Raw genomic sequence first — 13,981 nt, forward strand, 5'->3', positions numbered from 1 at the left:
ATATAAGGTAGATAGCTTTTATATAGGATATTTGATGGGTTTTTGTATGGAAATACTTGCATATAATCCTCTTTTAACATAAAATAATAGTAGAAATATAGTAGGTTATGTAAAAATACATAGAATAAATGATATAAGGAGGATATATATGAAACCCATTGGGAAAATAGGACTTGCCCTAACGATAGCTTTTAGTATTTCAACTTCTGCCTTTGCCCAGGTGCAATATACAGATGTAGCCCAAGTCCATTGGGCTTACGAATCCATACAAAAGGTATCAGATAAAAAGTGGATGACAGGAAATTTGCAAAATGAATTCAAACCCAATAAGATAGTGGATTATTTTGAGTTTTCCCAAATAGCAGCAAAGGTGGCAGGATATAAGGATCCTTTAATAGAGGAGGTTACGGCGGAGCAAAAACAATTACAAGAACAAGCCTATAAGGAAAATGAAAACATATTAACAAACTATACTAATCGCTTTACAAGATGGGAGAAACAATACAAAAACTATAACCAGCAAATTGCCTATCTCCTTTATAAAGGGATTCTAAAAGAAACGGACCTAGCTAAATTTATAATAGAACAAGAAAGTGGTACAGAGGTAGTTCGTTCTCTTAAAAGAGAAGACATGGCAGCATTTGTTGTAAGATTAATAGGAAAAGAATCAGAAGCCCTAAAAAATACTTTAACAACAGGATTTGATGATGAGAGCCTTATCAGCTCATCTATAAGGCCTCATGCAGCCTATCTAAGACAGGCGGGAATTTTTCAGGGTTCCGAATTTAACCCAAAAGGAGAAGTGACAAAAGCTGTTTTAGCAAAAGTTCTAGTTGAATCTATGACTCTTAATTCAACAGATAAGGGTAAAGTGAAAGAGGATAAGGATTTGACCGATGAAAAGGAAATCTATATTCACGGTACAGTAACATATATAGGAAATGGTTATATAGGTATACAAGATGGGAATAATAAAACTTCCTATTACTCCATAAAAGAAGGTGCAAGGTTTTATATTGGAAGTAAAGAGACTAATATAGAAAGCATTGAAAAAGGAAACAAGGTATTGATACAGCCAATAAAGGAAAACAATGTGGATTATATTTCTAAGATTATAGTACAAGAAGATAAAAAATCTCCTGAAGAGGTTAAGCCCGTAGTCCCAAATCCAGGCCCGAATACCAATGCAGACAATACAAATACCAATACCAATACAGAAACAACCCCTGTTTCTACTAGGAGGCTAGAAGGAGTAGTTGAGGCGGTAGGGAACACCAGTATAAACATTATGGTAAAATACATAGGATATCAAGGTGAGATAAGGCAGGAAGTTGAACTTTATAATATCAACCCTAATACCATAATCACAAAAGGAAATAAAACCATCTTGCCGATAGATATTACAAAAGGAAACATTATTATAGCAGAAGTCAAAGGAAATCTTCTTTACAAGGCAGTTATTATGGACAAACAAAGGGAAGTTATAGGTAGCTTAGTGGAGAAAAAACGAATAAAGAGTTTAAATAGTATGATTATAAAGGTTGATCAGGAGACATTAGAGTACCAAATTCCAACAGACATCAAAATAGCCAAGAAGGGCTTGGAAAATGCAGCGTGGAATGATTTAAGAATAGGGGATAAGATTACCCTAGATTTGGAATATGATAAGGTAGTGGGGATTAATGCCGAAGGCTTTGCCTCAGAGGTTGAGGGAATCATTGAAGAAGTATTAATATCTGCCACCCAATCAAAAATAACTATAAGACTTAATGATAATAGTGTAAAGACCTATCCTCTTATTTACGGGGCAAGGATTGCAAGGGGAAATAGGAATGAAAACCTTACCCTATATGATGTACGTTTAGGTCAAAAGGTAAAGGCTTATTTAGATAGCCTAGAAATTGAAGAAATGGCACTGGGTAACCAAACACAGGTGACTACGGTTCAAGGATATATTGATGGGATAGATTTTATTAATAACTATTTAGACCTTAGAACTAATTCCGACTTTACTGGGATTAAGCGTATACGCCTTGAAAAAGAGGTAGAGGTCTTTAGAGGGGATAAAAGATTAAATAGAAGGGATTTAGAAGAAGAGATGCTTATAGTTATCACCTTAAAAAGTTATGGCAGTGACCAAGCAAGTACAATTAATATAATAGCCAAATAAGGTGCGGGATTTCCTGCCCCTTATTTTTTATGCATTCTTCAAAGGCAAGAGCACCAATTATGAACGCGTTCTCAAAAAAACACCTTAATAAAAATTATTTAGTAGATTTTACTTGATTATTTCCTGAAATCCTAGTAATCTATATGTAGAGAGATAAAAATGAAATCGGTGACGTATTGCCTGTGCTATCAAAGATAAAAGAGTGTATTGCGCTTTAAAATGAGAGCGCGTTCAATCTTTCGTTTTTGCTAAAACAGGATTCAAATACCTAATAAAATTTTTGAGGAGGGAGCTTATGAAGTTTGGATATTTTGATGATAAAAACAAGGAATATGTGATTAATACCCCTAAGACACCATATCCATGGATCAACTACTTAGGCAACGAAGATTTTTTTGGACTTATTTCTAACACGGGGGGTGGGTATTGTTTTTATAAGGATGCTAGACTAAGAAGAATCACTAGATATCGATATAATAACATACCCATCGATAATGGAGGACGGTATTTTTATGTTCACGATAATGGCGACTACTGGACACCAGGGTGGATGCCCGTTAAAAAGGATTTAGATTTTTATGAATGCAGACATGGGCTAGGATATACATCTTTAACTGGAGAAAGAAAAGGTATAAGGCTTAATGTGACATCTTTTGTTCCCCTAAAATACAATGGAGAAGTCCATAAAGTTACTATAAGGAATAATTCTGATAAAAATAAAAACATATCCCTATTTTCTTTTGTAGAATTTTGCCTTTGGGATGCTTATGATGATATGACCAATTATCAAAGAAATTTAAACACAGGGGAAGTAGAGATAGAAGGTAGCGCGATTTATCATAAGACCGAATATAGAGAAAGAAGAAATCACTATGCTTTTTACTGGGTGAATTCAGAAATAGATGGATACGATACGGACAGAGACTCCTTCCTAGGAGCATATAATAATTTAGATACTCCACAGGTAGTAGCTGCAGGTAAATCTTCTAATTCTACTGCTAGCGGCTGGCACCCTATTGCATCCCATGGATTAGATATTTCCCTTCAACCTGAGGAAGAAAAGAGTTTTGTATTTGTCCTAGGTTATGTAGAAAATGATCCCGAAGAAAAATGGATAGACCTAAATGTTATCAATAAGGAAAAGGCATATAAAATGCAGGAAATGTTCAAAGATGGGGTAGCCGTAGATAATGCCCTTGATGAGCTAAAAGAGTATTGGAATCAACTTCTTTCTGTTTATACTTTAGATAGCCAAGATGAAAAGTTAAATCGCATGGTTAATATATGGAATCCGTATCAGTGTATGGTTACCTTTAATATGTCAAGGAGTGCCTCTTATTTCGAATCAGGAGTAGGAAGAGGTATGGGCTTTAGAGATTCAAACCAGGACTTACTAGGCTTTGTTCATCAAATCCCCGATAGGGCAAGGGAAAGAATACTTGATATTGCAGCAACCCAATTTGAGGACGGAAGTGCATACCATCAATATCAACCTTTGACCAAAAAAGGAAACCATGATATAGGCGGTGGATTTAATGATGATCCATTGTGGTTAATATTGGGAACTAGTGCCTATATTAAAGAAACAGGGGATTTTGCCATATTAGACGAAAAAGTACCCTATGATTCCAATCCAGATAATACAGGCTCACTTTTTGATCATTTAACCGCATCCTTCTACCATGTAATTAATAATTTAGGTCCCCATGGGCTTCCATTAATTGGACGGGCAGATTGGAATGATTGTCTAAACCTTAACTGTTTCTCAAAAGAACCAGGAGAATCCTTCCAAACCTTTGGGGATCCAGATGGAAGAGTTGCTGAGTCCATATTTATTGCAGGAATGTTTGTATTAATAGGGCGGGAATATGTTGAGTTATGTAAAAGAAGAGGTCTGGATGATGATGCCAAAATAGCTGAGGAACATATCGAAACTATGAGAAAGACTACGCTAGAACATGGTTATGATGGAGAATGGTTCCTTCGTGCCTATGATGCCTTTGGAGGCAAGGTTGGTAGTAAAGAAAATAAAGAAGGGCAGATTTTTATTGAGCCACAAGGTTTCTGTGTTATGGCAGGAATCGGAGTAGAAGAAGGACTGGCCAAAAAAGCTCTAGATTCTGTAAAGGAAAGACTAGAGACCCCTTATGGTATCGTTCTTAATCAACCACCATATACCGCCTACGATTATAAATTGGGGGAAATAACTAGTTATCCGCCAGGATATAAAGAAAACGCAGGGATATTCTGTCATAATAACCCTTGGATTGCCTGCGCAGAAACAGTGATTGGCAGAGGGGATAGGGCCTTTGAAATATATTCAAGGATTGCCCCGGCATATCTTGAGGAAATTAGTGAAATACACAAGTTAGAGCCCTATGTATATGCCCAGATGATAGCAGGTAAAGATGCAGTAAATGAAGGACAGGCGAAGAACTCTTGGCTTACAGGAACTGCGGCATGGAACTTTATTACCATATCCCAATGGATATTAGGAATTAAACCTGATTATGACGGACTTAAAATTGACCCCTGCATTCCAGAGGCATGGGATGGATATAAAGTAACAAGAGAGTTTAGAGGAACTATATACAATATAGAAATACAAAATAAGGACCATGTTTCAAAAGGGATTAAGAAAGTATTTTTAGATGGGAAAGAATTAAAATCTAATATTATTCCTGTTTTATCCGATAATAAAGAACACGAAGTCATAGTTCAAATGGGATAATCAAGTTCAAATCGCCTCTTTAGGCGATTTTTTTTGCTTTTTTTAATAATACCCTTTACAAATGGTTATGGATTTGTTAAAATATGATTGTATTTTTTACAAAAGTATTACGTATTTATTAAAGAAAAAATAATAATCTCAATCTGGAGGAAAAAATATGATTAACCTACAGAAAATACAATCACTAAATGGAGTAAGATACTTCAGGTTATTTGTTTTAGCTATTGTTGTGACCACCGTATTTTATCTAGGATTTCAGATTTCTACCCAGCCTAATGCCTATGCAGTTTCTTTAAATGAACAACAACTGGGGATCATAGAAGAAGAACAATTGGCAAAAGATGCATATAAAGAAGCAGAGCTGGTTATACAAGAGCAAATAGGAAATTTTATTAACATTCATGAAGAAATATCCCTAGAGCCTGTTCACGCCTCTAAGAAGGATTTAATAACTAAAGAAGATTTAACTACGAAAGTACAAGATAATATTACATATGATATACAAGCATGCGTAATAAAGGTAGACGGGGAAATACAAGCAATACTAAAAGATAAGGAGCAAGCCCAAGAAATCTTAGAAGAAATTAAAAAGACATATACTGTAGAAGGGGTAAATATGGAACACACCGAATTTGTAGAGAAGGTTACGATAGAACCCCAATACATTAAATCCTTAGAGGAAACCATATCCAAAGAGAAAGCAATTTCTTTATTAACTAAGAGTACAGTAGCTCAAAAAACTTATAATATCCGAGAAGGGGATAGTCTTTGGGGCATCGCCAAAAAATACGATATGAGTATAGAAGACGTTTTAAAGGCAAATCCAGATTTAGAAGAGGAAAGTCTACTACAGATTGGTCAGGAGATAGGATTAAACTTGCCAAAACCTATGGTTTCTGTAGTTACAAAGGAAAGATTCATATACAAAGAACCTATTGAAAAGCCAGTTAAATATGAAGAAGACGATACACAGCTTAAGACCTATATGAAGGTAATAGAAGCAGGTGAAGAAGGGGAAAAGGAAATCACCGCCTATAGGATAAGGATTAATGGTTATGAAGAAAGTACACAGACTATATCCGAAGAGGTTATAAAAGAGCCAAAGGAAGCAGTGATCATCGTTGGAACCAAAACGCCCCCTCCAAAAAGCGCTACAGGTACATTTAGAATGCCGGTATCAGGAAAATTGTCCTCAGGCTTTGGTTCGAGATGGGGGACCTTCCATGCGGGTATAGATTTGGCAGCACCCCAGGGAACACCCATATATGCATCCGATGGTGGAGTAGTAACAGAGGCAGGATGGCATGGAGGATATGGATACTTAGTTAAGGTTAACCATGGAAATGGATTTGAAACTTACTACGCCCATACAAGTAAAATATATGTTACTGTAGGTCAGAAGGTTGCCAAAGGTGAAAAGATAGCTGCAGTGGGAAGTACAGGAAATAGTACAGGGTATCACCTTCACTTTGAAGTTAGATTAAATGGTGATCCAAGAAACCCATATAATTATTTGAAATAGTATCAAATAGGCGACATTGGTCGCCTGTTTTTTGTATTATTATATTTTACAGATGCCTTTATTTTTGATACAATTAAGTAAGGTTAATAAATGAAAAGAGGTGGGGCTATGGGTCAAAGAGTTTTAGTAGTAGATGATGAAAAAAGTATTGCAGATATCATAACCTTTAACTTAAAGAGAGAGGGTTATGAGGTTTTAAATGCTTACGATGGTGAGGAGGCCCTAGGTTTAATATTTGATAAAGATCCTGATTTGATTCTTTTAGATATTATGATGCCGAAGTTAGATGGATTTCAGGTATGCAGGAAGGTGAGGGAGAAAAAGGATACCCCTATTGTAATGTTGACTGCTAGAGCCGAAGAAGTGGATAAGGTACTGGGCTTAGAACTAGGGGCCGACGATTATGTAACTAAGCCTTTTAGTGTAAGAGAGTTGATGGCAAGGGTTAAGGCAAATCTTAGAAGAATGGCAGCAGTAGAAAAGGAGATAGAAAAAGAGCATACTAAGAATGTTTTTACATACGATAATCTAACCATTAATACAGATAAATATGAAGTAATTAAAAAAGGAGAAATAATAGAACTCACCCTTAGGGAATTTGAACTTCTTAAATTTCTAGCTATGCAAAAAGGTCAGATTTTTTCAAGGGAAACTCTTCTTGAGAAGGTTTGGGGATACGAATACTACGGCGATATCCGCACAGTAGATGTGACTGTAAGACGTTTAAGAGAAAAGGTAGAAGACGATCCAAGCCGTGCAGAATACATATTAACAAAAAGAGGGGTAGGGTACTACTTTAAGGGGTAGCATATATGAAAAGTATTCAGTGGAGGCTGGTAGTTATCTACCTTACCTTAGTTTTAATCGTAATGATTTCTAGTGGAACATTTATTCTTTGGCAAATACAAGAGTATGAGTATATCAAAATACATAATGAGTTAAAGTATACCGCCGATTTAATCAGAGAAAATATAGAGCCAAAGGGCAATTCTTCACAAATAAGATTAGAAGAATTAAACTTTCTCATTGCAAATGGGGTATATTTAGGAAATCAAAGGATATATATTCTAGATATTGATGGAAACATAATCATTCCCGATGTAGAAACAAATGAAAAAAACCAATGGAATAAAAGAGCCGTATATGAGGCGAAAGTTGAAAAAAGACCAGTAATGGGAAAGCCTGTGCAAATACTAGAAGGAGGCTATGCAAGGGAATACGTTGATTATTCGTATCCGCTTTTAGTAGATGGGAATGTTGAGTACATCATATATATCCGCGCCTCTGCCCAGGAGGTTTCAGAAAATATTGCAAAGATAACGAATATAATACTAGTGGCATCTATCGGAGCTTTATTCATTACCATGATTTTTGGCATTTATTTTGCCAAGACCCTAACGGGTCCAATTAAGGTGTTAACCGTCAAGGCAAAGGAAATGGCAGAAGGATTTTTAGATCATAAGATAGAGGTAAAATCTAATGATGAAATTGGACAGTTAACGGGAAGCTTTAACCATATGGCAGAAGAATTAAGTCAGATGCTTTTAACTATATCAAGTGAAAAAAATAAGTTAGAAACTGTGATTACCCATATGGCAGACGGAGTTCTAGCCTTTGACAGGAAGGGGATGCTAATTCATGCTAATCCTGCTGCCTATAAGATGATTAAAATTACTGATACGGAAAAATATTTTTATGACATTTTCAAAAACAATGATATAGATTTAAGATTCAGTGACTTTTTACAGATGAAACCGAATTCCATAAGTCAACATCTTATGATTGTGGGGGATAAGTATATTAATGGGTGCTTTGCAGCTTACGGTAGGAAATTGGGAGATACGGAAGGTATTATCATTGTACTTCAGGACGTAACAGAACAAAAAGAACTGGAGGAAATGCGGAAGGAATTTGTGGCCAATGTATCCCATGAACTAAGGACCCCCCTAACAACGGTAAAGAGCTATGCAGAGACTCTACTAGACGGGGCATTGGACGAAAAGGATTTGGCTTTATCCTTCCTTAAGGTAATCAATAATGAGGCTGATAGAATGACTGCCTTGGTTCAAGATTTGCTTGAGCTATCAAGGCTTGATAATAAACAGGTACGGTTTCATTTGAAATCCATCAATATTGTCCATTTGGTTGCTGAGAGTGTAGAACACCATCAAATCCATGCCCAAAAAAAGAACCAAACTATGGATTGTTATATAGATATCCCAGGAGCAGTTATTAAAATTGACCCCGATAGGGTGAGACAAGTTTTAAGTAATGTATTAAGCAATGCTATAAAGTACAGTCCCGAAAAGGCAGAGATTAAGATTAGGCTATGGGAAAATGGAGAACATATTAATGTAAGTATATCAGATACAGGAATCGGAATTCCCGAAAAAAATATTTCAAGGATTTTTGAAAGGTTTTATAGGGTAGATAAGGCAAGATCTAGGGAAATGGGAGGGACAGGACTTGGTCTAGCCATTGCAAAGGAAATCATGGAAATCCATGGAGGGAGAATTTGGGCAAAAAGTGAACAGGGAAAAGGAACAACCATTACCTTAGAGTTTAATAAGTAGCAGGATGTAATTTAAAATTAAGCTAGGTGTAATCATTTTGTAACATAAGTTTTGTATAATAATAGAAGATATTATAGACTGATATGAAAGGGGGGGCATAATGCGAAAATATTTATATTTCATAGTTTTTACCTTTATGATATTATTTTGTACTTCAGAGGCTAGAGCCAATACGACAAATGCAAAGGAATATAGTATTGTGGAAGAAGATGGAACGCTAGACTTAGAAGTAATCAAAATCACTGCAGGGATTACTAAGGATAAGGAAGTTACTTTTGATGAAGTAAGAAATATATCTGGTAAATCCAAAGAAGGTACAATAATTACTTTTTCTGTTTATAAAAATGAGAGTGATGAAGAAAAGGTTGTCTTTTCGCAGAGTGTTGGTGCCTCCGAATTATTTAATCAGTTAGTAGAACTTAAAGAAGGTAGAAATTATATCAAGATTACCGTAAGGCAAGAAGATAAGGTAGAAGTATTTATTTTCCAAATAGATCGTAAAAACAAAGAAATTAAAAAGAAACTAGAAGACATAAAAATCAATAATATACTTTCAAATGATATAAATCCTGTTTTTTAAAGACAGTCTTTAAGATTTTAGAAAGTCTATTAAGATAAAAGTGGTGGTTTGAATGGATAAGGGAAAACTAAAAACCTTTTTTTTAGCCGGTTTAATCCTTTTTAGTGTTTTTCAGACGGGAGAGTTATGGTTTGGCAGTTTGTCGAGCCATAACTTTTTTTATAATTTATGGGCAAAAAGTGATTATACCAACATAGTCTACTCGGGGGAACCCGTACACCTACTTCAACCTACAGAAATTATAATTAATTTTGGAGTTGAGGGGGGGAAATATAACATACTCAAAAATACAAAGGAAGAATTTAAAATAGCCCAGAAGGAAATGGCAGATATTTTGGGAAAAACCTTTTCTAGCGGTGAATTTATAAGTCAGCAAGAATTAAGCTGGAGAGATATCCTTTCTCAAAGATCGATTTTATATAAATATCCGGGTACTATCCCAATGAAGGGATTAGTAGATTCCCAAAATAAAATAGCGGCAAAAATACCTGGATTTGATCAAATTCTTGTAGTGCCAGGTAGGACCATTAATCAAAAAATCAATTGTTTCTTTATTGATGAATCAAGTGATTATGTATATGTAGTTGCTGTAAAACATGATGTATTAGTCCTACACGAGGTAATAGATAACCTTAGGGATGATATCGCTAAGATTTCATATATATCCACAAAACAGGTAAATATGAATCAATTTGAAAATAATGTGTTTTTGCCTACATTTAACACACACCCTGTATATCAAAAAATAGAAATCAAAGACGAAATTAAAGAGAATGGGGAAGTGAATGAGGAAAAACTAGAAAGGCTTATTAACCCCTTATTTATTAATCCCACATTAAAGAGAAAACAGCAAACCCAGGACGGAACGATTTATTATATCGAGGGAAACACAATGGTTAAATATTTTACGACCGGCGTTATAGAATATCTGGATCAGTCTAGAACCAAGAAAGATGATAGCCTAAGTTTCATAGAAGCTTATCAGGTTGCCAAAAGTTTTTTAGATAAGCATAAGATGGGTTTAAATCAAGACGACCTAAAGGGTGACTTGCTTTATTTGTCGGGACAAAAGCAAACAAATAGCGGATGGGAGTTTTGCTTTGACTTTAAGTTCAAAGACATTCCTTACGATTTTTCCCGGGAAATAACAAATAAAACTGGTATGAAACATGCAGTTGAAATAGTAATCCAAGATAAAAAGATAAAAGAATACAAGAGGGTGACCTGGATAGGTTATTTATTAGATGAAGAAGCTGAGGTTAACTTAACCTATCCCGAAGCCCTAGGGGAAGTAGTTAAAAGGCTAAATGATGAAGAGGCAAATAATATAAAGATTAAGGATATGTACTGGGCATATTATCAAAAGGAAATAGATAAGCCTGCAGAAGTATATTGGATGATTAAAGCAGGAAATAAGATTTATCCCATTAAAGCAAGTCGATAAGAAAAGAGGTCAAAAATGAATTGGAAAAAAGTTAAAAATGTACTAATTATCATTTTTCTTATTATAAATGGGATTCTAGGGTATATGAACTATCAAAGAAAAGTACAAGCCTTTACCCTAACAAGTCACCAAGAAAACAATATAAAAAGGCTGCTATATAGCAATAATATTATGCTTTACACACTCTTACCTCAAAAATATCCATCTATGAAGAAGTTAATCCTTGAACCAAAATCCGTTAGTGGAGAAGAAGAAAAAAAGATTCTTAAACTGATTTTTGGGGATGTTGAGGATATCACTGTATATCTAGAAAGTATTAGTAAAAACAGAATGCAGACGGTATACTCAAAAGGCGCTAGAAAGCTTAGTTTTTCAGAGGGTAGGATTGTTTACGAGGAAGATATAAATTCAAAGCCAAAAACCATTGGTTCAAAAGAAGAATCCAAAAATCTAGCAGACAAGTTTTTGAAAAGTCTAGGATATCAGTTATCAGAATTAGAATGGGATTTTAAAGATGAAGGAAATGGACAATATAAATATCTTTATTATGAAGTATATAAGGGAAATCTAATCTATGATAGTTATATCGAATTTGTAATTAAACCTCAAGGGATTGAAAAAGTAGATATATATAGAATGAAACCTGTAAGGTATATAGAATTATCAAGAAGTATTTATGCCCCAGATGAAATTTTATTTGGGTTTATGAATCAGGTAAAAAGGGAAACTAATCCAGGTGATATAATCATTATACAAAAAGTTGATATCGGGTATCTTATCAGCCCTAAAGGGGAAGGGGTTAAGGAAGAGGAAGCTATTCCACATTATCGCATTACCTTAGCTGATGGGAGATATTACCACATAAATGCCTATAACAATGAAATCTTCTTAAATTAAGGATATATTAATAGTTACAAAGGTTTTTCGATAAAAGGGCTTTCTTATATTATACTTTAATGATATAATTGTTGGGGAATATTGAGTATGGTAAAATTCTATAATATTCTACAAGATATAACAAATCCAATTTAAGAGGTGTTAGAGTTGGAACAATTGATTGTACGAGGTAGAACAAGATTGCAGGGAGAAGTCCATGTAAATGGAGCAAAGAATGCAGCGGTGGCAATAATTCCTGCGGCAATATTATCAAATGATGTTTGTGTGATTGAAAATTTACCTTATATTGATGATGTAATTAGCTTATCAGAGACATTAAACGAAATGGGAGTTGAATGTAAATTTGTTGATTCCCATACATTAAAAATCGATAGTAAAAATCTTAATAATTTTTGTGCAACCTACGATGCAGTTAAAAAAATTCGTGCTTCTTACTATTTGTTAGGGGCTCTTTTAGGACGTTATAAAAAAGCTGAGGTAGCTTTTCCAGGGGGATGCAACTTTGGCACTAGACCCATTGACCAGCATATAAAAGGTTTTAGGGCCTTGGGCGCTGAGGTCATAGTAGAACACGGAATGATAAAGGCTTATGCAGATAAACTTGTAGGGGCTTCAGTTTACCTAGATGTGGTTAGTGTAGGTGCCACTATCAACATTATGTTGGCGGCAGTTTTAGCCGAAGGAACGACAGTAATCGAAAACGCAGCAAAAGAACCCCATGTTGTTGATACGGCGAACTTTTTAAATAGTATGGGTGCCAATGTAAAAGGTGCAGGAACCGATATAATTCGTATAGTTGGGGTTAAAGAGTTATCGGGTACTAACTATATGATTATCCCTGATCAGATTGAAGCAGGAACATTTATGATGGCATCGGCAATTACAGGGGGGGATGTAATCGTACGGAATTTGATTCCAAAGCATATGGAATCAATATCTGCAAAACTTTTGGAAATGAATATAGAAATAGAAGAAGGCGATGATTATATAAGAGTGAATGCTCCAAAACCCCTTAGAGCTATCAATGTAAAGACATTGCCCTATCCTGGATTTCCAACGGATTTGCAGCCACAAATGTCGGCGCTACTTAGTATAGCTGATGGAACTAGTATCATTACGGAAAGTGTTTGGGATAATCGCTTCCAATACATAGATGAACTTAAACGCTTAGGGGCAGAGGTGAAGGTGGAAGGAAGAGTGGCAGTAATAAGGGGTATAAAAAGATTATCGGGAGCCCAAGTTTGTGCAACGGACCTTAGGGCAGGGGCGGGACTTGTATTGGCAGCCCTAGCAGCAGAAGGGAAAACAACAATAACAAACCTCCAATATATAGATAGAGGCTATGAGACCATAGAAGTTAAATTAAATGCCATGGGTGCGGATATAAAAAGAGTTAAAAGATAATGACAAGGGAACCCCACCCTTGTCATTATTTTATCCATGGATATATACCATACTATATAAGCATAGGGTAGAAGCCCCTATACTATAAAAATATATAGGGGCGGCTCTGCACTGGCCCGTAGATAGGCGGTAAACATGAAAATAGCAATAATAACTGTAGGAAAACTAAAGGAAAAATATCTCCGAATGGGTATAGACGAATATGCAAAACGGCTATCTAGATACTGCAAATTAGAAATTATAGAAGTCCAAGATGAAAAAGTTCCAGAAAACATGAGTAGAATGGAAGAAGATGAAGTTAAAAACAAAGAAGGGAAAAAAATAATACAAAATATCAAAAATAATCCCTATGTAATAGCCCTAGCTATAGAAGGAAGGCAATATTCTTCCAAAGAAATGGCCCTAAAATTAGAAACCTTAGGTGTACAGGGAAGAAGTCATATAGCATTTATAATAGGTGGATCTATTGGCCTTTCAAAAGGGGTTTTAAATCGTGCTGATGAATACATTAGTTTTTCAAAAATGACCTTTCCCCATCAGCTTATGAGGTTGATTTTATTAGAACAAATATACAGGTCATTTAGAATAATAAAAGCAGAACCCTATCATAAATAAATTACTGGGAACAAGATAGATTTGTCGAAAAGATTAACATAAAGT

At 35.2% G+C, this 13,981-nt stretch carries 10 protein-coding genes; all 10 read left to right on the plus strand.

The features are described from left to right. The first annotated feature begins 148 nt into the window (after positions 1-148). Positions 149-2,170, plus strand: a complete 2,022-nt coding sequence (locus tag GX308_08500; protein ID NLK22097.1) for an S-layer homology domain-containing protein — start codon at positions 149-151, stop codon at positions 2,168-2,170. A gap of 295 nt (positions 2,171-2,465) precedes the next feature. Beyond that, positions 2,466-4,901 carry a glycosyl transferase gene (locus GX308_08505; protein NLK22098.1) on the plus strand — a complete coding sequence of 812 codons (2,436 nt, stop codon included), beginning with the start codon at positions 2,466-2,468 and terminating at the stop codon, positions 4,899-4,901. 157 nt (positions 4,902-5,058) lie between these two features. Continuing rightward, positions 5,059-6,423, plus strand: a complete 1,365-nt coding sequence (locus GX308_08510; protein ID NLK22099.1) for a peptidoglycan DD-metalloendopeptidase family protein — start codon at positions 5,059-5,061, stop codon at positions 6,421-6,423. A 108-nt stretch (positions 6,424-6,531) separates the two neighbouring features. Then, positions 6,532-7,230 carry a response regulator transcription factor gene (locus tag GX308_08515; GenBank protein ID NLK22100.1) on the plus strand — a complete coding sequence of 233 codons (699 nt, stop codon included), beginning with the start codon at positions 6,532-6,534 and terminating at the stop codon, positions 7,228-7,230. 5 nt (positions 7,231-7,235) lie between these two features. Then, the gene (locus tag GX308_08520; GenBank protein ID NLK22101.1) at positions 7,236-8,996 is read left to right on the plus strand and encodes a cell wall metabolism sensor histidine kinase WalK; all 1,761 of its coding nucleotides are present in this window, start codon (positions 7,236-7,238) and stop codon (positions 8,994-8,996) included. A gap of 100 nt (positions 8,997-9,096) precedes the next feature. Further along, entirely contained in the window at positions 9,097-9,576 is a 480-nt protein-coding gene (locus GX308_08525; protein ID NLK22102.1) for a hypothetical protein, read from the plus strand. A 52-nt stretch (positions 9,577-9,628) separates the two neighbouring features. Next, positions 9,629-11,020, plus strand: coding sequence for a hypothetical protein (locus GX308_08530; protein NLK22103.1), 1,392 nt, complete (start codon positions 9,629-9,631; stop codon positions 11,018-11,020). 15 nt (positions 11,021-11,035) lie between these two features. After that, the gene (locus GX308_08535) at positions 11,036-11,917 is read left to right on the plus strand and encodes a hypothetical protein (GenBank protein NLK22104.1); all 882 of its coding nucleotides are present in this window, start codon (positions 11,036-11,038) and stop codon (positions 11,915-11,917) included. A gap of 147 nt (positions 11,918-12,064) precedes the next feature. Continuing rightward, positions 12,065-13,321 carry a UDP-N-acetylglucosamine 1-carboxyvinyltransferase gene (locus GX308_08540; GenBank protein NLK22105.1) on the plus strand — a complete coding sequence of 419 codons (1,257 nt, stop codon included), beginning with the start codon at positions 12,065-12,067 and terminating at the stop codon, positions 13,319-13,321. 135 nt (positions 13,322-13,456) lie between these two features. Continuing rightward, a complete protein-coding gene (gene rlmH / locus GX308_08545) occupies positions 13,457-13,936 on the plus strand; it encodes a 23S rRNA (pseudouridine(1915)-N(3))-methyltransferase RlmH (protein NLK22106.1) in 480 nt (159 codons plus the stop codon). Positions 13,937-13,981: the final 45 nt, after the last annotated feature.

This window comes from Candidatus Epulonipiscium sp. (genome assembly GCA_012519205.1).
Taxonomy (GTDB): domain Bacteria; phylum Bacillota; class Clostridia; order Lachnospirales; family Defluviitaleaceae; genus JAAYQR01.

What these genes read in the sequence shown, in the direction of transcription:
- GX308_08510 (NLK22099.1), top strand. Translation starts at nt 5,059, where the DNA reads ATGATTAACCTACAGAAAATACAATCACTAAATGGAGTAAGATACTTC.
- GX308_08500 (NLK22097.1), top strand. Translation starts at nt 149, where the DNA reads ATGAAACCCATTGGGAAAATAGGACTTGCCCTAACGATAGCTTTTAGT.
- GX308_08530 (NLK22103.1), top strand. Translation starts at nt 9,629, where the DNA reads ATGGATAAGGGAAAACTAAAAACCTTTTTTTTAGCCGGTTTAATCCTT.
- GX308_08505 (NLK22098.1), top strand. Translation starts at nt 2,466, where the DNA reads ATGAAGTTTGGATATTTTGATGATAAAAACAAGGAATATGTGATTAAT.
- GX308_08520 (NLK22101.1), top strand. Translation starts at nt 7,236, where the DNA reads ATGAAAAGTATTCAGTGGAGGCTGGTAGTTATCTACCTTACCTTAGTT.
- GX308_08525 (NLK22102.1), top strand. Translation starts at nt 9,097, where the DNA reads ATGCGAAAATATTTATATTTCATAGTTTTTACCTTTATGATATTATTT.
- rlmH (NLK22106.1), top strand. Translation starts at nt 13,457, where the DNA reads ATGAAAATAGCAATAATAACTGTAGGAAAACTAAAGGAAAAATATCTC.
- GX308_08535 (NLK22104.1), top strand. Translation starts at nt 11,036, where the DNA reads ATGAATTGGAAAAAAGTTAAAAATGTACTAATTATCATTTTTCTTATT.
- GX308_08515 (NLK22100.1), top strand. Translation starts at nt 6,532, where the DNA reads ATGGGTCAAAGAGTTTTAGTAGTAGATGATGAAAAAAGTATTGCAGAT.